This window comes from Pseudonocardia yunnanensis (assembly GCF_039534065.1).
In the GTDB taxonomy this organism is placed as follows: domain Bacteria; phylum Actinomycetota; class Actinomycetes; order Mycobacteriales; family Pseudonocardiaceae; genus Pseudonocardia; species Pseudonocardia yunnanensis.
This window is the reverse complement of record NZ_BAAAUS010000043.1, coordinates 406,785-428,246: the sequence shown is the minus strand read 5'-3', so window position 1 is coordinate 428,246 and position 21,462 is coordinate 406,785. Positions and strand designations below refer to the sequence as shown.

General features: G+C 71.3%; 20 protein-coding genes. 10 read left to right on the top strand and 10 right to left on the bottom strand.

Annotated elements, in window-relative coordinates:
- Positions 1–72 precede the first annotated feature (72 nt).
- Both ABD743_RS35490 and add read left to right on the top strand, forming a co-directional pair.
- Entirely contained in the window at positions 73–1,314 is a 1,242-nt protein-coding gene (locus ABD743_RS35490; RefSeq protein WP_344727632.1) for a neutral zinc metallopeptidase, read from the top strand.
- A gap of 185 nt (positions 1,315–1,499) precedes the next feature.
- Complete coding sequence (gene add / locus ABD743_RS35485) at positions 1,500–2,516, top strand: adenosine deaminase (protein WP_344727630.1); 1,017 nt, start codon at positions 1,500–1,502, stop codon at positions 2,514–2,516.
- Between the two features lie 70 nt (positions 2,517–2,586).
- Here the strand turns inward: add and ABD743_RS35480 are convergent, their stop codons facing one another.
- Both ABD743_RS35480 and ABD743_RS35475 read right to left on the bottom strand, forming a co-directional pair.
- On the bottom strand, positions 2,587–3,573 hold the full coding sequence (locus ABD743_RS35480) for a tetratricopeptide repeat protein (protein WP_379659161.1): 987 nt from the start codon (positions 3,571–3,573) through the stop codon (positions 2,587–2,589).
- A gap of 41 nt (positions 3,574–3,614) precedes the next feature.
- Positions 3,615–4,457 (bottom strand): SCO6745 family protein, encoded by an 843-nt coding sequence (locus ABD743_RS35475; protein ID WP_425567040.1) that lies wholly within the window; start codon positions 4,455–4,457, stop codon positions 3,615–3,617.
- Positions 4,458–4,747: 290 nt separating this feature from the next.
- On the opposite strand from ABD743_RS35475, the gene ABD743_RS35470 reads away from it, so the two are divergent.
- Positions 4,748–5,041: a hypothetical protein gene (locus ABD743_RS35470; protein ID WP_344727628.1), complete on the top strand. Its 294-nt coding sequence runs from the start codon at positions 4,748–4,750 to the stop codon at positions 5,039–5,041.
- A 66-nt stretch (positions 5,042–5,107) separates the two neighbouring features.
- Here the strand turns inward: ABD743_RS35470 and ABD743_RS35465 are convergent, their stop codons facing one another.
- On the bottom strand, positions 5,108–5,416 hold the full coding sequence (locus ABD743_RS35465; RefSeq protein ID WP_344727723.1) for a thiamine-binding protein: 309 nt from the start codon (positions 5,414–5,416) through the stop codon (positions 5,108–5,110).
- Between the two features lie 73 nt (positions 5,417–5,489).
- On the opposite strand from ABD743_RS35465, the gene ABD743_RS35460 reads away from it, so the two are divergent.
- The 3 genes from ABD743_RS35460 (at position 5,490) to ABD743_RS35450 (ending at position 8,383) form a co-directional block, all read left to right on the top strand.
- On the top strand, positions 5,490–5,993 hold the full coding sequence (locus tag ABD743_RS35460; protein ID WP_344727627.1) for a MarR family winged helix-turn-helix transcriptional regulator: 504 nt from the start codon (positions 5,490–5,492) through the stop codon (positions 5,991–5,993).
- A 357-nt stretch (positions 5,994–6,350) separates the two neighbouring features.
- Complete coding sequence (locus ABD743_RS35455; protein ID WP_344727625.1) at positions 6,351–7,286, top strand: pentapeptide repeat-containing protein; 936 nt, start codon at positions 6,351–6,353, stop codon at positions 7,284–7,286.
- Complete coding sequence (locus tag ABD743_RS35450; RefSeq protein ID WP_344727623.1) at positions 7,283–8,383, top strand: helix-turn-helix transcriptional regulator; 1,101 nt, start codon at positions 7,283–7,285, stop codon at positions 8,381–8,383. Before ABD743_RS35455 ends, ABD743_RS35450 begins: the two co-directional genes overlap by 4 nt.
- A 718-nt stretch (positions 8,384–9,101) precedes the next feature.
- Here ABD743_RS35450 and ABD743_RS35445 read toward each other — a convergent pair.
- The 3 genes from ABD743_RS35445 to ABD743_RS35435 are packed head-to-tail and all read right to left on the bottom strand — an operon-like array spanning position 9,102 to position 11,462.
- Complete coding sequence (locus tag ABD743_RS35445; protein ID WP_344727621.1) at positions 9,102–9,251, bottom strand: hypothetical protein; 150 nt, start codon at positions 9,249–9,251, stop codon at positions 9,102–9,104.
- Positions 9,248–10,261 (bottom strand): methylmalonyl Co-A mutase-associated GTPase MeaB, encoded by a 1,014-nt coding sequence (gene meaB / locus ABD743_RS35440; protein ID WP_344727620.1) that lies wholly within the window; start codon positions 10,259–10,261, stop codon positions 9,248–9,250. The genes ABD743_RS35445 and meaB overlap by 4 nt, the downstream gene beginning before the upstream one ends.
- A gap of 10 nt (positions 10,262–10,271) precedes the next feature.
- Complete coding sequence (locus tag ABD743_RS35435; RefSeq protein ID WP_344727619.1) at positions 10,272–11,462, bottom strand: acetyl-CoA C-acetyltransferase; 1,191 nt, start codon at positions 11,460–11,462, stop codon at positions 10,272–10,274.
- Positions 11,463–11,600: 138 nt separating this feature from the next.
- Between ABD743_RS35435 and mce the strand changes: the two genes are divergently transcribed.
- The 3 genes from mce to ABD743_RS35420 all read left to right on the top strand — a co-directional run bounded on the left by mce (position 11,601) and on the right by ABD743_RS35420 (position 15,052).
- Positions 11,601–12,038 carry a methylmalonyl-CoA epimerase gene (gene mce / locus ABD743_RS35430; protein WP_344727617.1) on the top strand — a complete coding sequence of 146 codons (438 nt, stop codon included), beginning with the start codon at positions 11,601–11,603 and terminating at the stop codon, positions 12,036–12,038.
- A gap of 94 nt (positions 12,039–12,132) precedes the next feature.
- On the top strand, positions 12,133–13,476 hold the full coding sequence (ccrA, locus tag ABD743_RS35425; RefSeq protein ID WP_344727615.1) for a crotonyl-CoA carboxylase/reductase: 1,344 nt from the start codon (positions 12,133–12,135) through the stop codon (positions 13,474–13,476).
- Between the two features lie 91 nt (positions 13,477–13,567).
- Complete coding sequence (locus tag ABD743_RS35420) at positions 13,568–15,052, top strand: coiled-coil domain-containing protein (protein ID WP_344727613.1); 1,485 nt, start codon at positions 13,568–13,570, stop codon at positions 15,050–15,052.
- Between the two features lie 25 nt (positions 15,053–15,077).
- Here the strand turns inward: ABD743_RS35420 and ABD743_RS35415 are convergent, their stop codons facing one another.
- The 3 genes from ABD743_RS35415 to ABD743_RS35400 all read right to left on the bottom strand — a co-directional run bounded on the left by ABD743_RS35415 (position 15,078) and on the right by ABD743_RS35400 (position 19,739).
- The gene (locus ABD743_RS35415; protein ID WP_344727612.1) at positions 15,078–15,299 is read right to left on the bottom strand and encodes a hypothetical protein; all 222 of its coding nucleotides are present in this window, start codon (positions 15,297–15,299) and stop codon (positions 15,078–15,080) included.
- Between the two features lie 1,063 nt (positions 15,300–16,362).
- Positions 16,363–18,147, bottom strand: coding sequence for a 3-hydroxyacyl-CoA dehydrogenase family protein (locus ABD743_RS35405; RefSeq protein ID WP_344727610.1), 1,785 nt, complete (start codon positions 18,145–18,147; stop codon positions 16,363–16,365).
- Between the two features lie 92 nt (positions 18,148–18,239).
- Positions 18,240–19,739 carry an aldehyde dehydrogenase family protein gene (locus ABD743_RS35400; RefSeq protein ID WP_344727608.1) on the bottom strand — a complete coding sequence of 500 codons (1,500 nt, stop codon included), beginning with the start codon at positions 19,737–19,739 and terminating at the stop codon, positions 18,240–18,242.
- 246 nt (positions 19,740–19,985) lie between these two features.
- Here ABD743_RS35400 and ABD743_RS35395 point away from each other — a divergent pair, with 246 nt between their 5' ends.
- A complete protein-coding gene (locus ABD743_RS35395; protein WP_344727607.1) occupies positions 19,986–20,771 on the top strand; it encodes a hypothetical protein in 786 nt (261 codons plus the stop codon).
- A gap of 30 nt (positions 20,772–20,801) precedes the next feature.
- Here the strand turns inward: ABD743_RS35395 and nucS are convergent, their stop codons facing one another.
- On the bottom strand, positions 20,802–21,461 hold the full coding sequence (gene nucS / locus ABD743_RS35390; RefSeq protein ID WP_344727605.1) for an endonuclease NucS: 660 nt from the start codon (positions 21,459–21,461) through the stop codon (positions 20,802–20,804).
- Between the last annotated feature and the right edge of the window lies 1 nt (position 21,462).

The window sequence follows — 21,462 nt, the reverse complement described above, 5'->3', positions numbered from 1 at the left end:
GCGGGCGTTCTCGTCGCGGGTTGCACGCAGGCGGTTCCGGGTCATGCCCGTCCCGCGCCACACCATCCGGCGGTGTCGGTTGCCGCCTCCCCTCGCAGCCCGTCGGCCACGGGCGATGTCGCCACCGATGCCACTGCCGCACTCCAGGAGATCTGGCGCAGCGTCTTCCCGGCTGCGTTCGGCCGGGCGTGGACCGACATCGCGAGGTTCGAGCCGGTCCACACGGCGGATGCCGCCGCACCTGCACCGCCGTGCGTCGACCGGGTGGCCGATCTCGTCGGCCAGGCGTTCTACTGCCCCGCCGCCGACGCCGTCGTCTGGGACGCCGACACCCTGGTGCCCGACCTGCAGCGCCGGTTCGGAAGCGCCGGAGTGACGGTCGCGCTGGCCCACGAGGTGGGGCATGCCGTGCAGACCCGCCTCGGGATCGACGAGGCGCAGTCCCGGGAACCGCGGCGATACCCGGCGATCCTGCTGGAGACGATGGCCGACTGCTACGCGGGTGTCGCTCTCGCACAGCCGGGTCTCCAGCCCGTCGGCGGGCTGGCCAGCGACGCCCCCGTAGCCGACGACGCGCTGCTCGCGCTCGTGGGCTTCCGCGACCCGCTCGGTGTCGAACCGGGCGACGACAGCGCGCACGGCAATGCGTTCGACCGGGTCTCCGCGTTCCAGGACGGCTTCCGCGACGGGGCCGCCCGCTGCGCGGCGATGACCACGGAGAACCGGGCGTTCACCCAGCGCCGGTTCGGTTCCGCAGCCGATCGGGCCCGGCGCGGTGACCTTCCGCTGCCGCTGCTGCTGGATGCCGTGCAGCAAGACGCCGTCGGATGGTTCGGCCCGCTGGCGCCGGGCTGGAACGTGCCGCCGCTTGGCGACGCGGGCTGCCCGGAGCACGGTCGGACGGCCCAGGGGCCGGTGCGGTTCTGCACGGTCGGCGGCGGGCTGTCGATCGACCGCGGGGCGTTCGCCGCCGTGCATCGGGAGGTGGGCGACTTCGCGGGCATCACGCTGGTGGCGAGCCGCTACGGCATCGCGTTGCTCGGTGCGCTCGGCCTGGCCACGGTGGGGCTGCCCGCCGGTGCGGCCGCGGTGTGCCTGACCGGTGCCTACACCGCTGCGCTCATGGAGCCGGGCCGCGGGTTCACGCTCTCCCCCGGCGACCTCGACGAAGCCGTACAGGTGCTTCTCACCCACGATTGGGCCGCCCGCGACTCCGAGGGCGGCGTGGATTCGGCCGAGCACGGGTTCGACCGCGTCGCGCGGTTCCGCGGCGGGTTGCTCGACGGCCCGGACTCCTGTCTCCCGCGCCGCTGAAGGCAAGGTCGACGCTTGACGCTGCGAGAGGCCGAGGGGAGGCTGCTGATGCGGATCTCGTCGCGACGGCGCTGCTGCGACGACCGCTCTACGGGCGAGTGCTACGACAGGGGCGACGCCGACCGGTGACGCGGGCCGTTCGCGCCCGTCCGCCGCACCCCCTCGTCCAGGGAGGTCCCCTGCTCATGCCCACGTCCACCGTGGCGTCGTTCGTCGCCGCATTGCCCAAGGTCGAGCTGCACCTGCACCTCGTCGGCTCCGCCTCGCTCGACACGGTGCTCGCTCTCGCGCGCAGGCACCCCGAAGGCGGGGTGCCCACCGAACTCGAGGCGCTGCGCCAGTTCTATGCATTCACCGACTTCCCGCACTTCCTCGACGTCTACCGCCGGGTGAACCTGCTGGTCACCGCCGACGACGTCGTGACGCTGGTGACCGGGCTCGCCGCCGACCTCGCCGCCCGCACCGTCCGGTATGCCGAGGTGCAGGTCACCCCGGTCCGCCATCGTCTGGCCGGCACGAGCTACGACGACCTCGCACAAGCCCTCACCGACGGCCGCGCCATCGCCCGGGAAGAGCACGGGGTGGAGATCGGCTGGATCTTCGACGCCGACGCCGTGCTGGGCCCGGCGGGCGCCGAGGAGACCGTCGACTTCGCCGTGGGCCACCGCCCGGACGGCACGATCGGGGTGGGCCTGGGCGGCTCGGAGCTGGGGATCAGCCGCGCCGACTTCGCGCCCGCGTTCCGCCGGGCCGTGGCCGACGGGCTCCACAGCCTGCCGCACGCCGGCGAGACGGTGGGGCCGGGCGAGGTCTGGGCCGCGATCACCGAACTGGGCGCCGAGCGAATCGGGCACGGCATCGCGGCGGCCCAGGATCCGCACCTGCTCGCCCACCTGGCCGAGCACGGCATCGCTCTCGAGGTGTGCCCGACGTCCAACCTGCGCACGGGTGCCGCCCCGTCGCTCGCCGAGCACCCGCTACCGGCGCTGGTCGCCGCCGGGGTGCCGGTCACACTGGCCACCGACGATCCCGGGATGTTCCACACGGACCTCGACGCGGAGTACCTGCTGTGCCACGAGGCGTTCGGCATGGGCATTCCGGAGCTGGCCGAGATCGCGAGGACCGGAGCACGTGTGGCGTTCTGCTCCGACGAGCTGCGCACCCGGATCCTCGCCGAGATCGACGTGGTGGCCGCCGCCTAGCGAGCCGCGCGCCGCGCCTGGTCCTCGCAGGGCCCGCCGGCTCTGCGAGGACTACAGCGAGTGCGCGTGCTCAGAAGAGCGCGCGGGCGAGGGCCCGGCGAGCCGCGGTGACCCGGGGGTCGTCCGGCGGGAACAGCTCGAAGAGCCCGATGAGGTGCTCGCGCACCCGGTCGCGCTCGTCACCCGAGGTGCGCGCGACCGTGCTCACCAGCCGCGCGAAGGCGTCCTCGACGCGGTCGGAGGCCGCTTCGGCGTCCGCCGCGGCGAGCTGCACGTCGATGTCGTCGGGTGCGGCATCGGCACGAGCGATGGCCGAGGGGTCGGCGGCCTCCGCGCGGGCCAGGAACCGCACCTGCGACAACGCCGCCGCGGCCTGCTCGTTGGCCGGCTCGACGGCGAGGATCTGCTGGTAGGCCTCCTCCGCCGCGGCGTAGTCGCCGCGTTCGAGTGCATCCTCGGCGGCGGTGAAACGGGGGTCCTCCGGCTCCTCGGCCGGTGCGCCGTTTCCGGCGGCCGCCCCCGCTTCCGCTTCGGCGATGGCCGGCATCCGGTCGCGCAGCGCGTCGAGCAGCGCCGAGATCCACTGGCGGACCTGAGGCTCCGGCAGCGCTCCGTTGAACGCATCCACCGGCTGGCCCCCGACGACGGCGACCACCATCGGGATGGACTGGACGCCGAACGCCTGGGCGATCCGTGGGTTGGCGTCGACGTCGACCTTGGCCAGGACCCAGGCGCCGTTGCCGGCCTCGGCGAGCCGCTCGAGCACGGGCGAGAGCTGCTTGCACGGGCCGCACCAGGTGGCCCAGAGGTCGACGACGACCGGCACCTGCAACGACCGCTCGAGGACGTCGGCCTGGAAGCTCTGCTCGGTGACGTCGATGACGAAGGGGCTTCCGTCTGCGCTTTCCGCACCCCCGGACGCCTGCGTCTGCTGCGAGCGGGCAGCGGCCTCCGAGCGGGCCTTCAGGGCGGACAGGTCGACCGCACCTGCCATGGCGGACGACAGCGCGGCCGTTCTGGCCGCCTGACGGGGATCGGGTCGGGACACAAGACTCATCCTGCCACCGGAGTCGGCGACCGTCCGCTTCGACCGGAGCTTCAGCCCGAGGACACCAGCGGGCGAAGCGCCATCGGGTTTGCGCGGAGGAATCCCTCGGCATCGATGATCGCGGTGACCAGTGGCGCAGCCAGCTCCACCAGCCTCTCGGCTGCGTCGCCGATGGCCGCCACGGGCGCGTCGGCGAGCTCGTCGGTGTGGGCCTCGACCTCGTCGCGGACCGCACGGCCGGTCGCGGTGAGCCCATCGGCGTCGAACAGCCCGCGCTCGGTGAGCCGGCCGACGGCCTCCGCCCACTCCTGTTCCGACCAGCCCCTGCGCTTGCGCAACCACTCTGACTCGATCTCGTGGTCGGCGGCGAAGAGAACGAGCGCCTCCGCCGGATCCAAGCCTGCCGTGAGCAACGCGGCCACGTGCCCGTCGCCGCGGTGCTCGCGCAAGACCGTCTGGGCCTGCCACAGCACGAGATGCGGCTCCTCCGGCCACTCCAGCGCGGCGTTGGCCGCCGCGAGAGCCCGGCCGGCCGTGGGGGCCGCGACCGCGGCTTCGCGGGCGATCGAGGCCGCCTCGGCCAGCCCCGGGGAACCGAGCAGCTCCGCGCCGACCAGCCGCCGCAGGGCCGCGTCCACCGTCTCCAGGCGAATGGCCTGGAAGCGCTCGGGCGGGGCCAACTCCCAGACGGCAGGAACGACCTTGGCCACCAGCCCAGGGTGGAAGTTGTAGAACAGCGCCGCCACGATCTCGGGTGGGGCTGCCCCGAGCGGAGAGGCCCGCAGCGCGAAGTAGCTCATCCAGTAGCCCGTGGTGCCCAGCGCCTCGCACGCCGCCTGGGGCTCGGGCGCGAAGTAGGTGATCGTGTGCACCGGCTCGAGCGCCCTCCACATCCGGCGCGACCGGTGATCAGGTTCTGCACTTACCCGCTCGGCCATCTCAGTCCTCACTGTTTCGATGATGCACTCGATTTCGCACGATCATTCACCGGTCCGGTCGTCGGTGGTCACCCTCTGGAGTCGGAAAAGGCGATCCGAGAGGTAACGGGAGAGCGCTGGTCACCGGACTGGCAGAACAACTCGGCCACCCCGGCAATCGTTGAGAAGGTACGAGTGATCAATGGTCGCTCCCCGCCGACAATCCCACCCGTCGCGGCACGCCGCCTCCCCTCGAAGGAACCCGCATGAGCACGAAGAACCCCGTTGCCGAACGCCTCCTCGACGACGCCCGCCGCAGGACCGCGAAGAGCGAGAGCCCGACGCTCGGCAAGGCGGCGCTGATCGTGGGCATCATCGCTCTGATCGTCAGCCCGGTGTCGATCCTCGGGTGGATCGGCGGCATCACCGCGCTCGGCCTTGGTGCCGCTGCCGTGCGTCGCCCCGTGTCCGCGAAGCAGGCGAAGATCGCGATGACGCTCGGCGCGGCGGCCATTCTGGTCGGCGTCTTCTTCTTCACCCTCGCCATTGCCATGCGCTGATCCGCCCTCGACCGGGTCGGCGGGCGGGCGCCCGTGCGCCGACCCGGTGGTCCGGCCTTTCGAGTGTCATTCCTTGTGGAGTGCCTCTTCGATCCGATCCACCTTTGCCTTCAACTGTCCGGAGTGGCCCGGCCGGATGTCGGCCTTCAACACGAGGCTCACGCGGGGAGCGTGGGCCTGCACCGCCTCGACGGCTCGCTTCACCACGTCCATGCCCTCGTCCCAGGTCTCGGACTCGATGGTGGTGAACATCGACGTGGTTTCGTTGGGCAGCCCGGATTCCCGCACCACCCGGACCGCCTCCGCGACGATCTCGCTCACGCTGTCGGTGCCGCTGTCGCCCCCGGCAGGGGCGATACTGAATGCGAAGAGCATGAACGACAGCCTGCCGTAGCGAATGGGCCGACCGCGACCCCGGCCGAGCACGTCACTGCTAGCGTCGCCGGTCATGGCCACCCGCGATCCGCTGCCGTTCGACCCGATCCTGCGGGCCGCGGAGATTTGGGACGAGCGAATCGGCCCCGCCCGCACCATGGCTGCTGTGACCAGCGTGATGCGGGTGCAACAGATCCTGCTCTCCGCCGTGGACGGGGCGCTGCGCCCGCACGGCCTCACCTTCGCCCGGTACGAAGCGCTGGTGCTGCTCACCTTCTCCCGTGTCGGCCGGCTGCCGATGCGGGTGATGGGCGAGCGGCTGCAGCTGCACCCCACGAGCGTGACCAACATCGTGGACCGGTTGCAGGCCGACGGGCTGGTGCGCCGCATCCCGCACCCGACCGACCGGCGGGCCACGCTCGTGGAGATCACCCAGGCGGGCTCCGCCCTGCAGGAGGACGCGACCAAGTCGGTGACCGAGATCGACTTCGGCCTCAGCGGCCTGAGCGCGGAGCAGGAGGCGCAGCTGACCGAGCTGCTGGCGAAGGTGCGCAGGGCAGCGGGCGACTTCGACTGACGCGCCACCGCCCTCGCGCGTCAGGTCGGCAGTGCCGCCGCCCGCGGGCGTCGCGTCACCCTCCGGGCCTCCGTCGGTGGCGCCGGCGCGCCCCGGGCCACGACCGCATCGTGCGGCCGTGGGTGGACCTGGTGGCCGCCCGGCGGCCGGGGCGACGGACACCCCGCCCTCCTGCCGCGTAGTAGCCGCTGACGGCCCCACCGGCCGATCCCGCGATCACGCAGACCGAGCACGTGGTGAGATCCATGGCCATCCCCTTCCGACGCTGTTGACGCGGGTTGCGGCAACAGCGTTGACAGTAGGTGCCGACCCCGACAATCTGGACGGCGACGGAGAGATCAACGGCGAGGAGCTCACGTGCGAGGTCGTGTCCTGCTGGCTGCCAGTGTGCTCGCGGCCATCCTCGTCACGGCGACCACCACCGTCGTGTTGCTGCTGGTCGAACCCACTGCGTCCAAGGCCGAGGCGATCAAGACCGGCGGCCTCGCAGGCGGCGCCGTCGTCGCGCTGTACGCACTGTGGCTCAACGACCGCAGGCGCCGCACCGAGGAGGCGCGCCACCAGCTCGAGAGCGACAAGGCGGCCGACGAGCGCTTCGCGCGGTCGGTGGAGCTCCTGGGCAACGAGGCCGACCAGGTGCGCGTCGGCGCCCTGCACGCGCTGGCGTGGCTCGCCGACTCCAGCCCCCGCTACAAGCAGACGGTGCTCGACGTCCTGTGCGCGTACCTGCGCAGGCCCTTCTCACACCCCAGCTACACCCAGCAGGCGGACGATCCCGAGCAGGCCACCACCGACGAGGCACCCGACGCCGATCGGGAGCGCCAGGTGCGGCTCACCGCCCAACGGCTGATCACCGACCTGCTCCCGTGGGGGATGAACCACGACCCACGCGCTTACCACCTCGATCTCACCGGCGCGAGCCTGGAGTACCTCCGGCTGGAGGGCCGCAGGATCGGCCGGCTCACAGCACGGCGCACGCGGTTCTACGGCGTCACCCGGCTCGGCAGCCTTCAGGCGAGCAAGCCCGCACTGTTCTCCGGCGCCACCTTTCTGGGCCGCGTGGACATGCGCGACGCCCGGTTCGAGGGAGGGATCTCCTTCCAGCACGCCACCTTCTGCGGCGAGGTGGCCTTCAGTGGCGCGTCGGTCGGCACCTTCATCGACGTGGAGACCACCTCACCGGAGCGGCACACCGGCGCCATCGCCGTCGCGGAGGGCAGCCGGATTGCCGGCGACCCGGCCACATGGCCGCTCGCCGGCCTGCCGCCATCACCGGCACGGGCGGGTGCATGAGTCTGCGTGCCGCCAGGGCGGCGCGGGGCTGGTCCCAGGCCGACGCGGCCGGGGAGCTCGCAGCGCTGGGCCGCGCCACGGGCACACCCGTTGCGGCTGCGGCGAGCCTGAAGACCCTGCTCTCCCGGTGGGAGAACGGCCACGCCCTGCCCGAGCCGCATTACCGCACCCTCCTGGCCGAGCTGTACGACCGCACACCGGACGACCTCGGAATCGCGGTGGCACCCGCAGCCGATGCCACCACCACCGCGTCCGATCGGCTCCGGTCGGCGATCGCCGCGGCCGCTGCCGTCGACCACACCGGCCTCGAGCTGTGGTGGGAGCAGCTCGCCATCGCCGGCAGGCTCGACGACGAGCTGGGCGCAGCCGGAGCGGGCGAGCTGGTGCGAGCGCTCGTCGAGCAACTCGAGGAGACACTCATCCACACCCTGACTCCCGACCGGCGGGCCCAGGTCGCGGCCGTGCTGGCCGGGGCAGCCACGCTGGCCGGCGCCCAGGAGCTCGACCGCGCCCGCCCCGACGAGGCCTGGCGCCGGTATCACCGCGCCCGCACCGCGGCGCGGGAGGCCGGCGTCCCGGAGGCCGATGCCGTGGCCGGTCAGGCCGCTGTGCTGGTGGACGTGGGCGAGCCCGCCACCGCCGTCGAGCTGCTGGACCTCGCCGGTCCAGCCACCTGCGACCCCGCCCAGGTGCGCCTCGACGCCGCACGCGCCGTCGCCAGCGCCGCCGCGGGCGACGCCCCCGCCGCTCACGAGGCCATCACCGCAGCCGCACGCCGGCTGCAGCACACCCGGGTCGACATCGTCGCCCTGCCGGGCGGCCCCGTCCTCGAGCTGGCCGACCTGCACCGATGGCACGGGCGCGCCCTGGTCGCGCTCGGCGATGCGGAGGCGGTCGGACCGCTGGAGCGGGCACTCGCCTCCACTCCCCGATCAGCCCGCCACCGCGCCGCCGTCCACGCCGACCTCGCACTCGCGCTCGCGGCCCACCGGCCACACGACGCGGCCGAGCACGCGCGCCGGGCCAGGGAGCTCGCCCTTCGTATCGGCTCGGAGCAGGTCGGCGCCCGGCTCGCCGCGCTCCGCACCCGCTCGTGAACGCCCCGCCGCTGTCCTGCCAGGTCGCCCGGCGCGGCCGGCGGCCCGGTGGCGGCTCCCGAACCACCGACAACCACGAACGCCGGCACCGGCGACGCCATGATCACCGGTTGGGGACGCAGAGGCGGCCCCGGAACAGCTACCCGCGGCACCAAGATCACCAGTTTGGGACGCACTGCCGCGCCCAGCACGGCGATTGCCCCCCAAACGATGATCATGCCGACACGCCATCGCCCGCGCGAGTGAGGTGATCATCGGTCGGCACCACGTTGGCCGGCCCCCCGCCACCATCACCCCCGCACCGGTGGCCGTCCCCACCATGATCACCGGCGGGGACGCGCAGGAGCGGCCCAGCACGGCGCCTGGTCCGAGACACTGATCGCCACGGTGCGCCCTCCGTGACCGGGCACCATGATCAACGGTTCGGGGCGCGCAGCCGTGCCCAGCACGGCTACCGCCCCCGAAACGATGATCACGCCACCCCGAGCCGCCCTCGGCCGCAGGTGATCACCGGTCGGCACCCCCAGTGAGTCGGCCCGCTCGAGCTACCGCGCCCACACCGGCCCGCAGCCGACCCTCCCCGCCATGATCACCGATTCGGGACGCGCAGCCGTGCCCAGCACGGCCACCGCTCCCCGAACGATGATCACGCGACAGCACACCCGCCCGCCGGCTCGAGGTGGCACTGAACGTGCCCGTCGAGGCCCGCCCGCCGCAGCTACCGCCCCCACACCGGCGGCGTCCCCACCATGATCACCAGTTCGGGGCGCCCAGCCGCGCCCAACACGGCCAACGCTCCCCAAACAATGATCACGCCGCCCGCGACCAGGAGCCGCGTCCGCGGCGCCGACCCCGAAACGTCGATCACGGCTGCGGCTCGTTCCCCCCAAGTGCCGCCTCAACCGGCCCCACGCTGCCCGTCAGTTGGTCGGCGGCGCGGTAGGGGTCCAGGTCGCCGGCCAGCACCCGTCGGGCCAGCTCGCGGAGCCCGTGCACCCCGCGCAAGTCGCCGATGCGGGATCGCACCTGCTCCAGGGTGATGGCCTGGATCTCCGCCTCGGCCCGGGCGATCCGCCGGCCCTGGCGCTCGCCCACCTCGTCGAGCCAGTGTCGGTGGGCGTCGAGTGCCGCGACCAGGTCGTCCACGCCCTCGCCGCGGGTGGCCACGGTGCGTATCACCGGGCGGGTCCAGCCGCCCTCGGCAGGACGCTCCCCGAGGGAGAGCATGTGCCGCAGGTCGCGGATCGCCTGGTCGGCGCCGTCGCGGTCGGCCTTGTTCACCACGAAGACGTCGGCCACCTCCAGGATCCCGGCCTTGGCCGCCTGAATGCCGTCGCCCGTGCCGGGCGCCAGCAGCACCACCGTCGTGTCGGCGAGTGACACGACCTCCACCTCGGACTGTCCCACCCCGACGGTCTCCACGAGCACCACGTCGCAGCCGGCTGCGTCGAGCACGCGCAGGGCCTGGGGGGTGGCCCATGCCAGGCCGCCGAGGTGGCCGCGGGTGGCCATCGAGCGGATGAACACGCCGTCGTCGGTGGCGTGCTCCCCCATCCGCACCCGGTCACCCAGCAGCGCACCGCCGGAGAAGGGTGAGGTCGGGTCGACGGCGAGGACGCCGACCCGGCGGCCCTGCTCTCGCAACGCACGTACCAGCACCGACGTCGACGTCGACTTGCCGACTCCGGGAGGTCCGGTCAGGCCCACGACGTGGGCCCGGCCGCCGTACGGGGCGAGCGCGGCGGCCACTTCACGTAGTTGCCCGCCACCGGACGTCCCGACGCCGTCCTCCACCAGGGAGATCAGCCGCGCGACGGCCAGGTGTTCGCCGCGCCGGGCCCGATCGACCAGATCGGTGACCGCCGCCCGGCGTGCCATGCCGGTGGGGTCAGCTCGCCGCCGGCACGCGGACGATCAGAGCGTCGCCCTGGCCACCGCCGCCGCACAGCGCAGCCACCCCGGTGCCACCACCGCGGCGCTTGAGCTCGAGCGCGAGGTGCAGCGCGAGGCGGGCGCCCGACATGCCGATCGGGTGGCCGAGCGCGATGGCACCGCCGTTGACGTTGACCTTCTCCGGGTCGATGCCGAGCTTCTTCGTGGACACCACGCCGACCGCGGCGAACGCCTCGTTGATCTCCACCAGGTCGAGGTCGGCGGCGGTGATGCCCTCCTTGGCGCATGCAGCGGCGATCGCGTTGGCCGGCTGCTCGTGCAGGCTCGCGTCCGGCCCGGCGACCATGCCGTGGGCACCGATCTCCGCGATCCAGGCGAGCCCGAGCTCCTCGGCCTTGGCCTTGCTCATGACCACCACGGCGGCGGCACCGTCCGAGATGGGCGACGACGAGCCCGCGGTGATCGTGCCGTCCGAGGAGAAGGCGGGCCGCAGCTTGGACAGGCCCTCGGGGGTGGTGTCGGGACGGATGCCCTCGTCGGCGCTGATGACCACGGGGTCGCCCTTGCGCTGGGGCACCTCGACCGGGGTGATCTCCTCGGCGAAGGTGCCGTTGGCCGCGGCCTTGCCCGCGAGCTGGTGGGACCGGGCGGCGAACTCGTCCTGCTCCTCGCGCGTCAGCTCGTAGCGGGAGTTGAACTTCTCGGTGGACGCACCCATCGCGACCTGGTCGAACGCGCAGAACAGCCCGTCGTGGGCCATGTGGTCGATCATCGTGACGTCGCCGTACTTGAACCCGGAACGGGACTTCGGCAGCAGGTGCGGAGCCTGCGTCATCGACTCCTGACCGCCTGCCACCACGATGTCGAACTCACCCGCGCGGATGAGCTGGTCGGCCAGAGCGATGGCGTCGAGCCCGGACAGGCACACCTTGTTGATGGTGAGCGCCGGGACATCCATCGGGATGCCGGCGCCGGCGGCGGCCTGACGAGCCGGGATCTGACCGGCTCCTGCTGTGAGGACCTGCCCCATGATCACGTACTGGACCTGCTCGGGGGCGACACCGGCGCGTTCGAGGGCCGCCCTGATCGCGAACGAGCCGAGCTGGGCCCCGCTGAAGTCCTTCAGACTGCCCAGCAACTTCCCCATGGGGGTACGGGCACCTGCGACGATCACGGATCCGGACACGACTACCTCCAGCAGCTCCGACGGCGCGGGACAACGATACCCGCGCTACCACCGATGATCCCTGTCGGCGACTGTCCCCGATGGTGACTCCCCGCACAAACCGCACGTCACGGCCCCGCCGGGTTACATTCCCAACCCATGGGAGAGCACACGGTCGTCGCAGTGGACCACGTCGGGATCGCGGTAGCGGACCTGGACGAGGCCATCGCCTGGTACGCCGACACCTTCGGGCTGGTCGCCACGCACGTCGAGACCAACGAGGAGCAGGGGGTGCGCGAGGCCATGCTGTCCGCACCCGGGGACGCCGGGGCCGCGGTGCAGCTCCTCGCCCCGCTGCGTCCGGACTCGGCGATCGGCAAGTTCCTCGAGCGCAGCGGCCCGGGCATCCAACAGATGGCCTACCGCGTGGCGGACATCGACGCCACGTGCGCGGCCCTGCGTGAGAAGGGCATCCGCCTGCTCTACGACGAACCGCGCCGGGGCACGGCCGACTCACGGATCAACTTCGTACACCCGAAGGACGCAGGAGGCGTGCTCGTCGAGCTGGTGGAACCGGCGGCGGACACCACCCACTGAGTGGAAGTGGCGCTGGTCGCTCCCGTCGATCACCTGCGACGGCTACCATACTGCGCAGTAACTTTTGGGATACCACCCGGCGCGACTCGAGCCAATGGAGGCAGCCGTGCAGGAGATCCTCGACGCGATCCTCGCCGAGCAGCTCGACACCATCGGCCACCTCGAGGTGCCCGAGTTCTACCGCGGCATCACGGTGCACGCCGACGAGACCGAGATGTTCGCCGACATCCCGACGCGTGAGAAGGACCCACGCAAGAGCCTGCACCTGGACGAGGTACCGACTCCGGAGCCGGGCCCTGGCGAGGTGCTCGTGGCGGTGATGGCCAGCGCCATCAACTACAACACCGTCTGGACGTCGATCTTCGAGCCGATGCCGACGTTCGGCTTCCTGCAGCGCTACGGGCGGCTCTCGCCGCTCACCAAGCGCCACGACCTGCCGTATCACGTGGTGGGCTCCGACCTGGCGGGCGTGGTGCTGCGCGCAGGTGACGGCGTCAACCTGTGGAAGGCAGGCGACCGGGTGGTGGCGCACTGCCTGTCGGTGGAGCTGGAGAGCCCTGACGGGCACAACGACACGATGATGGACCCCCAGCAGCGCATCTGGGGCTTCGAGACGAACTTCGGTGGCCTGGCGGAGCTGGCGCTGGTCAAGTCCAACCAGCTCCTCCCGAAGCCACGCCACCTCACATGGGAGGAGGCGGCGAGCCCCGGCCTGGTCAACTCCACCGCCTACCGGCAGCTCGTCTCCCGCAACGGAGCCGACATGAAGCAGGGCGACACCGTCCTGATCTGGGGGGCTTCCGGCGGCCTCGGCTCGTACGCCACGCAGTTCACGCTGAACGGCGGCGGGATCCCGGTCTGCGTCGTCTCGTCCCCGGAGAAGGCGGCGATCTGCCGGAGGATGGGCGCGGAACTGATCATCGACCGCAGCGCGGAGGGGTACCGGTTCTGGAAGGACGAGCACGCCCAGGACGCCACGGAGTGGAAACGGTTCGGCGCGAAGATCCGTGAGCTGACCGGCGGCGACGACCCGGACATCGTCTTCGAACACCCCGGGCGCGAGACGTTCGGAGCGAGCGTCTACGTCGCCCGCCGCGGCGGCACGATCGTCACCTGCGCGTCCACCTCGGGGTACGAGCACACGTTCGACAACCGGTACCTGTGGATGAACCTCAAGCGGATCATTGGCTCGCACTTCGCCAACTACCGCGAGTCGTTCGAAGCCAACCGATTGATCGACAAAGGGCTCATTCACCCCACGCTCTCGAAGGTCTACCCCCTGGCCGAAACCGGTCAGGCTGCGCTGGACGTCCACACCAACAGCCATCAGGGCAAGGTCGGGGTGCTGGCGCTCGCCCCATCCGAAGGGCTCGGGGTGACCGACCAGGAGAAGCGGGCGAAACACCTCGACGCGATCAATCGCTTCCGCGGGGTGTGATCTCCTCACCATTCGCCCGGTGGAGTGAGGCGGTTCACCACAATGCCCGCGCATCGCCCTGCCGCGGAACCTCCCCGGTACGGTGACCAACATGCCCGGAGACCCTGTTCCGCCCTCTACCGAAGCCGGCTTCGAGGTCGTCCGCAGGGGTTACGACCAGGGCCAGGTCGACACCCACCTGCGCACTCTTGACGCGCACGTCAGCATCCTCGTCGCGGACCGAAACGCCGCGCTCGAGCAGGCGGGCCAGCTCGCTCGCGAGCTCGATGAATCCCGGGTGCGCGCGGAGAAACTGCGGGCACAGGTGCGCACGCTCGTGAGCCCGGGCCAGAACGTACAGGGCATGAGCGAGCGGATGCGCGCGATGCTCCGGCTGGCCCAGGACGAGGTCACCGAGATGCTCAGCGGGGCCGCCAGCGAGGTCACCCGGCGCCTCACGGATTCCGAGGCCCGAGCCAAGCAGATCGTCGCCACAGCGAAGGCCGAGGCCGAGTCGGGCCTCGACGCGGCCCGGACCGAAGCCGAGACGACGCTGACCGCCGCCAGGACCGAAGCCGAAGCGACCCTGAGCAGCGCCAGATCCGAAGCCGAAGCGACCCTGACCAGCGCCAGGAACGAAGCCGAGACGACCCTGGCCAGCGCCAGGAACGAAGCCGACGCGACGCTGACCGCCGCCAGAGCCGAAGCCGAAGCGACGCTGACCAGCGCCAGGAACGAAGCCGACGCGACGCTGACCGCCGCCAGGACCGAATCCGAATCGACGCTGACCGCGGCCAGGTCCGAATCCGAGTCGACGCTGAGCAGCGCGAGAGTCGAGGCAGAGGCCACCGTCAGCAACGCCAGGGCCAACGCCGAGGCCACCGTGCACACCGCGAAGGCCGAGGCCGACGCGGCACTGAGTGCGGCCAGGGCCGAGTCGGAGCGGCTGGCCGCGGAACTCGCCATCGCACGAGCCGAGTTCGAGTCCGAGCGCAGGACGTCGCTGGAGCAGCTGGCGGCGCACCAGCGCGAGGTGGAGCAGGCGCTCGCCGCCGAGCGGGAGTCGGCCGAGCAGGAGCTGGCACGCGCCTGGGCCGAGTCGGAGACACGGCGCACGACGGCCGAGGAGGACTTCACCCTGGCCCTCGACCAGCGACGCGCAGAGGCGCTCGCCACGATCGCCGCCGAGCGGAGGGAAGCCCACCGCCAGGCCGAGGAGCTGCGCGAGCTGGCCGCGCAACGCTTCCGCGAGGAGGAGCTCAGGGCCAAGGAGATGGGTCGCGCCGTCGTCGGCGATGCCGAACAGCGCCTCGAAGAGCTCATCGAGCTGCGCAAGCGGATCAGCGATCAACTGAGCGACGCGCGTGTGCTGCTCGATCGCACTCTCGAGAGGATGACCGCCACCCCGGAACGAGCCCCCGTCGGACCCGACGGCCGTGTGGTGCCCAGCCAGCGTGAGTCCGTCGCGGGCCGGGCCCTCACCGATGCGGAGGCCGGTCCCGTCGGCGACAGCGGCGACGCCGATGGGACCGACACCCTGGCGAACGGCCGTCCGCGCCCCCGCCCGCGCCCTCAGGCGGCAGCCGGCCACCGCTGAGCGGCAGGCGCCGGGGCCGGAGCCGTCACGGCCACATCCGGTTCATCGGGCACTCGGCGCACCTGGGCTGGTCGAGCATCGACCGGAGGTCCTGCTCGTGGAGCCAGTTCGCATGCCGGGCGGCGGCGATCCTCTTCCAGGCCCCGGAACGGGCCGTGATGTCCCCGCGGCCGATGATCAGCGCGATCCCCAGCAGCACGGCGATACCGGCCACCGCCACCATGGTCAACAATGTTTCGTTGCCCATCACGTGCCCCCTTCTTCCGAGGGGCGGCCCCCGGTGCTTGCCCACTGCGGGAGGCGTGGAAGCCGCATGTTCAGATTGCGGCCGGGATCCTGATTGCGCAAGACGTCAACGATTTCTGGCACAGATCTACCTGGACAGCTCATCCGGCACGTGACAATTCGCTGGGAATCGCGCGCCAGAACACCGGAACGGCCTAGCCGACGGGGCTGATTTCACCGCCTTCGCCAGCGATGAAAACTGTGGCGAAGCACGTCTGATCGCGGCACCGCAGATTGTCCTACAGAATTCGAGGAAGTCGGCGAACCGAATCCGAGGTTCACTCTCCCGGGTGAATTACAGTATTAGCAGGAATCCATGGGAACAGCTGCCCACTCCTGGCACGCGGACGCGTCGCGGAACGCAGCGAAGCGTGATCGGCGCGCCGCAAACGGTTGGATCCGAGCACGATTGCCCGAACGCCCCCAGCGCGCCACGTAGCCCGGGACCTGTGAGCGCGGCAACCCGGGTGTGAACGCCTCGACGACGACCCGCTCGGGCGCGGCCGCCCTGGTCGGTGCCAGGGTTGTTGCGGGCCGGAGACCGTCCAGCCGTCCGGGTCCGTCCCCGGCCATGCCGCTCGACGACCCCTTTCGGCCGAACGGGGCTGCTGCGCGGCGAACAACAGTTCCACGCGGACCCGTCACGGCTGCCGGAATAGTTGCGTTCAAGACATGGTTCCGGCTGGACGGGGATTCCTCGACCCTGTCCCGGCGCTCAGCGCCACTTCCGCCGGCCCGGGCCACGGCGATCCCGCGCCGACCAGCAGGCCGCGTGCCAGTGCCTGCGTTCCTCCACCGACCCGAACTCCGCAGCAGGCCACGCCACGACATGCGGCGTCCCACCCGGAATCGTGTGATCGCAGCCGGGGCAGCGGTATGTCTTCGCCGACGAAGAACCCGGCACACTGCGCACGAACCATTCACCGTCCGCCGCACTTTCGACACGTGTGTGCGTCGCCGACCGCAGCGGAACGTGATCGGCGCGCCGCGGACGGTTGGATCTGGGCACGGTTGTCCGAACGGCCTCAGCGCGCCGCGTAGTCCCGGAATCCGTGACTCGTCTTGCGGCCCAGCCTGCCCGCTGTGACCAGGTGCTCGAGCAACGGCGCCGGCGCGAGACCGGAGAGGCGGAACTCCTGGTAGAGCGAGCGCTGGATGGCCAGCGAGACGTCGAGCCCCACCACGTCGAGTAGCTCGAACGGCCCCATCGGCAGCGCGCAGCCGGTCTTCATGGCCGCGTCGATGTCGTCGGCGGTGGCGTAGTGGGCCTCGAGCATCTTCACCGCGTCGTTGAGGTACGGGAACAGCAGAGCGTTGACGATGAACCCGGCCCGGTCGCCACAGGACACCGGCACCTTCCCCAACCGCTCGCACAGCACCCGCGCCGAGGCCGCCACCTCCGGGTCGGTGGTGATCGTCGAGACCACCTCGACGAGCTTCATCTGCGGCGCCGGGTTGAAGAAGTGCAACCCGACGACGTCCTGCGGCCGGCTGGTGGCCCCCGCGCACTCCACCACCGGCAGCGACGAGGTGGTGGTGGCGAGGATCGCGCCCGGCTTGCAGATCTCGTCGAGTGCCCCGAACACCGCGCGCTTGACGTCGAGCTCCTCGGCGATGGCCTCCACGACCAGATCGACGTCGGCGAGGTCCTCCAGGTGGATGGTGCCGGTGATCCGGGCCAGTGTGGCGTCGCGGTCGTCCTCGGTGATCCGGCCACGCACGACGGCCTTGTCCAGCGACTTGCGGATGCCGCCCACGCTGCCGTCCACCTTGGACTGCGAGCGCCCACGCACGATCACGTCGAACCCGGCCCTGGCAAACACCTCGACGATGCCCGTGGCCATGGTTCCGGTGCCGACCACGCCGACACGTTGCACGTCGCGCACGGCGGTGTCGGGGGCCACCGTGCCGGACGGGGTGAGCGCGTCGGGCACGACCTCCGAGCTGTGCGGCTTGGCGTAGGTGTAGAAGCCGCGGCCGGTCTTGCGGCCCAGCAGGCCTGCGGTGCTCATCTGCCGGAGCACCGGGGCGGGCGCGTGCATCAGGTTGCGCGACTCCCGGTACATCGTGTCGAGGATCTCGTAGCTCGTGTCGACCCCGATCAGGTCGAGCAGGGCCAGCGGGCCCATCGGGTAGCCGCAGCCGTACCGCATGGCGGCGTCGAGGTCCTCACGGCTCGCGTAGTGGGCCTCGTACATCCGGGCGGCGTGGTTCAGGTAGCCGAACAGCAGCGCGTTGGCGATGAACCCGGCGCGGTCGCCGATGACGACCGGCACCTTGTCGAGCGTGGCGGCGAACGCCTTCACGTCGTCCACGACGTCGTGCTCGGTGACGACCGTGCGCACCAGCTCCACGAGCTTCTGCACCGGGGCCGGGTTGAAGAAGTGCATCCCGATGACCTTGCCGGGACGCCCGGTGCGCACCGCGAGCTCGGTGATCGAGAGCGACGAGGTGTTGGACGCGAGGATCGCGTCGGGGCGGCACACCCGGTCCAGCTCGGCGAACAGCGCAGCCTTGAGGTGGATGTGCTCCGGCACCGCCTCGATCACGAGGTCGGCGTCGCCGAGGTCGGACAACGTGATGGTGGTGGTGATCCGGCCGAGGAGCGCGTCGGCGTCCTCCTGGGTGAGCTTGCCGCGTCCGACGGCCCGCCCGGTGGATGTCTTCAGGTGCTCGCGGCCGCGCTGGACCGCTTCGTCGTCGATCTCGACGGCGATCACGCGGAGGCCGTTGCGCGCGAACACCTCGACGATGCCCGCACCCATCGTGCCCAGACCGACGACGCCGACCGTCCGGAACTCGCGTGCCACCCGTCCACCTCCCGTTTCCGCGGACAATTACCGGATCCTCGCACTCCAGAGCCCTACGCGGGCTCCGCTGTGACCTCACCGACCCCAGCGGGCTACCGGCCGTGCCGCAGCCGGACGACCCCTAACAGCGCCTTCATCCCGCGCGAGGTACGGCGGAAACTCGTGACCGGTATCGGCAGGGGGAACCGCTGGCGCGCGACCGCCTGCGGACGGGTGAACTCGCGCAGCCCGTCGGCCCCGTGGATGCGGCCGAAGCCGGAGTCGCCCACGCCACCGAACGGCAGGCTCGGCACGCCCGCGAACGAGATCACCCCGTTGATCGCCACCATCCCGCACCGCAACTGCGCCGCGATCTCCTCGCCGCTGTTCTTCGAGAACACGGTGGCGCCCAGGCCGTAGCCGGTGGCGTTGGCCCGGCGCACGGCCTCGGCCACGTCCGGCACCCGGTTGACGACCAGCAGCGGCCCGAACGTCTCCTCGGTGACGGCGGTGCTGTCCTCGGGGACGTCGACGATCACGACCGGCTCGATGAACTGCTGCTGCACCGACTCGGGCCCGCCGACCACGGCGCGCCCGCCGCGACCGAGCGCGTCCTCCACGTGCCGGCGCACCACCTCGACCTGGGCGGGCAAGGTCATCGGCCCGTAGTCGCCGGTCGACCCCGACCGCAGGGTCCGCGCGGTGCCCACCACCTTTGCGATGAACTCGTCGGCGACCGCGTCGAGCACGTAGACCCGCTCCACGCCCACGCAGGTCTGACCCGCGTTGGACATGCCACCCCAGACAGCGGCGTCGGCGGCTGCGCGCAGATCGGCGTCGGCGTCGACGATCATCGGATCCTTGCCGCCGCACTCGATGAGCACGGGAGTGAGCCTCTCGGCGCACGTGGCCATCACACGCTTGGCGGTGGCGGTGGAACCGGTGAACGAGATCTTGCCGATTCCCGGGGCCCGGCAGAGGGCCGCGCCGGTCTCTCCGAAGCCCGTGACGACCTGGAACAGCGCGCGTCCGTCGACGATCTCGGCCAGGGAGTCGGCCAGGGCGACCCCGACACCGGGCGTCAGCTCGCTGGGCTTGAAGACCACCGCGTTGCCCGCCGCGAGGGCATAGGCGATGGAGCCCATCGGGGTGAACACCGGGTAGTTCCAGGGGCCGATCACGCCGACCACCCCGATCGGCAGGTAGGTCACGCTCGCGGCCTGGTTGCTCATCAGCACCCCGGGCAAGACCATGCGCCGCCCCAGCACCCTCTCGGCGTGCTTCGCTGCCCAGTCCAGGTGGTCGATCGCGAGCACCAGTTCCAGCCGGGCGTCGTCGATCGGCTTGCCCGTCTCCTCGGTGACGATGCGGGCGAGGTCGTCGATGCGGCGCACGAGCGCCTTGCGCCACTCACCGAGCCTGCGGCGGCGTTCGGCGAAGCCCAGGGCCGCCCACCACTGCGCAGCGTCCTCCGCCCGCGCCACGGCAGCCGTCACGGCATCGGCGTCGTGCACGGGATGCGTACCCACCACATCGCCGGTCCGCGGGTCGAGCGACTCGAACGTGGTCGGAGTGCCGCTGACGCCGGGGAGAGGCGTGTCGGTGGCGGTCATTACTCCAGAGTAGGGGTACGACCGCACGCCGCACAGGGCGCAGCCGGGCGCCGCGGCGGTCACGCGATTAACCGCGCACGGGTGACGGACCGTCGCACGGTACGCCGAATGCTCCCTCGTGAAAGAGCAGTGGCGACAACACGTCGTCTGCCGAACGGCCCCGCCTCTTCAACTCTCTGTAACGTCATCGATACTCTGAGCGACGGTTGAGTGCCCGACCATTCCGACCCGCCGCGGAGCTCCCCCATGCCTCAGCCCTACCCACCCCAGCAGCACTACTACCCGCCCCAGCAGCTCTACTACCCGCCGCGGTACGCCCCGCCGCCTCCGAAGAACGGTCCCGGCCTCGCCGCCGCGATCATCGCCCCCATCGGGATCCTCTTCGGACTCGTGCCGCTCACCGGGTTCATCGCCGTCATCTGCGGCCTCGTCGCCGTTCCCCTCGCCCTCGTCGGCTGGTCGCGCTACCGCTACCGGCGCGCCTCGAACGGCAGGACCACCGTGTTCGGTCTGATCGTCGGCATCGGCGCGCTCGCCCTCGGGATCTGGGGCATCGCCATCGTGTTCGGAGCCACCAACCAGCTGTTCGAGCGCCTGTCCGGACCGGCACCCGTCATCGGAGCATCCGCCAACCGGGTCGACGGCTCGACCGCGCGGCTCGGGCAGGCGGTCACGTTCGACGACGGCACCAAGGTCCTCGTCGCCACCCCTGTCACGTTCAAGCCGTCGACCTACGCGGCCGGACACATCCGCGACCGCGCCATCAAGGTCGACATCACCGTCACCAACGGCACCGACAAGCCGATCGACGCAGCCCTCATCACCGTCAACGGCAGACACGGCGGGCAGCAGGCCACACAGATCTTCGACAGCCAACGGGGCCTCGGCATGCAGCCCGCGGGAACGGTGCTGCCCGGGAAGTCGATCACCTTCCCCGCCGCGTTCTCGATCGGGCGGGATCCTGCCGAGGTGCAGATCGAGGTACGGCCCGTGATCATGGGCGACCCGGCGATCTTCACCGGCACCATCTAGACGGATGATGGCGACAATTTCGCCCCGCGCTCAGAACAGGCGCAGGTCGGTGCTCTCGATCCCGCGGAGCGCGTCGTAGTCGACCGTGACGCACCGGATTCCGCGGTCCTCGGCGAGCGTGCGCGCCTGTGGCTTGATCTGCTGAGCCGCGAACACACCTGCCACCGGCGCGAGCAGCGGATCGCGGTTCATGAGCTCCAGGTACCGGGTGAGCTGCTCGACGCCGTCGATCTCGCCGCGGCGCTTGATCTCCACGGCGACGCTGCGGCCGTCCGCATCTCGGCACAGCAGGTCGACCGGACCGATCGCGGTCATGTACTCGCGCCGCACGAGCGTGAAGCCCTCACCCAACGTGCCGGGGTGCGCGGCCAGCAACTCCTGCAGGTGCGCCTCGACACCGTCCTTGACCAGCCCGGGATCGACGCCCAGCTCGTGCTCGGTGTCGTGCAGCACCTCGTCGATGGTGATCACGAGCGACTCGTCGGCCTTGTTGCGCACGGTCCACACGCCGGGCTGCTCCTCGAGCCAGCACGGCGGGCTCATCCAGTTGAGCGGCTTGTAGGCGCGGTCATCGGCGTGGATGCTCACCGACCCGTCCGCCTTGACCAGCAGCAGGCGCGGCGCCATCGGCAGATGCGCGGTGAGCCGACCTACGTAGTCGACCTGGCAGCGGGCGATGACGAGACGCACT

Coding starts and splice junctions, on each gene's coding strand:
- add (WP_344727630.1), top strand. CDS start 1,500: ATGCCCACGTCCACCGTGGCGTCGTTCGTCGCCGCATTGCCCAAGGTC.
- ABD743_RS35480 (WP_379659161.1), bottom strand. CDS start 3,573: ATGAGTCTTGTGTCCCGACCCGATCCCCGTCAGGCGGCCAGAACGGCC.
- ABD743_RS35475 (WP_425567040.1), bottom strand. CDS start 4,457: ATGTGGAGGGCGCTCGAGCCGGTGCACACGATCACCTACTTCGCGCCC.
- ABD743_RS35470 (WP_344727628.1), top strand. CDS start 4,748: ATGAGCACGAAGAACCCCGTTGCCGAACGCCTCCTCGACGACGCCCGC.
- ABD743_RS35465 (WP_344727723.1), bottom strand. CDS start 5,416: ATGCTCTTCGCATTCAGTATCGCCCCTGCCGGGGGCGACAGCGGCACC.
- ABD743_RS35460 (WP_344727627.1), top strand. CDS start 5,490: ATGGCCACCCGCGATCCGCTGCCGTTCGACCCGATCCTGCGGGCCGCG.
- ABD743_RS35450 (WP_344727623.1), top strand. CDS start 7,283: ATGAGTCTGCGTGCCGCCAGGGCGGCGCGGGGCTGGTCCCAGGCCGAC.
- meaB (WP_344727620.1), bottom strand. CDS start 10,261: ATGGCACGCCGGGCGGCGGTCACCGATCTGGTCGATCGGGCCCGGCGC.
- mce (WP_344727617.1), top strand. CDS start 11,601: ATGGGAGAGCACACGGTCGTCGCAGTGGACCACGTCGGGATCGCGGTA.
- ccrA (WP_344727615.1), top strand. CDS start 12,133: ATGGAGGCAGCCGTGCAGGAGATCCTCGACGCGATCCTCGCCGAGCAG.
- ABD743_RS35420 (WP_344727613.1), top strand. CDS start 13,568: ATGCCCGGAGACCCTGTTCCGCCCTCTACCGAAGCCGGCTTCGAGGTC.
- ABD743_RS35415 (WP_344727612.1), bottom strand. CDS start 15,299: ATGGGCAACGAAACATTGTTGACCATGGTGGCGGTGGCCGGTATCGCC.
- ABD743_RS35400 (WP_344727608.1), bottom strand. CDS start 19,739: ATGACCGCCACCGACACGCCTCTCCCCGGCGTCAGCGGCACTCCGACC.
- ABD743_RS35395 (WP_344727607.1), top strand. CDS start 19,986: ATGCCTCAGCCCTACCCACCCCAGCAGCACTACTACCCGCCCCAGCAG.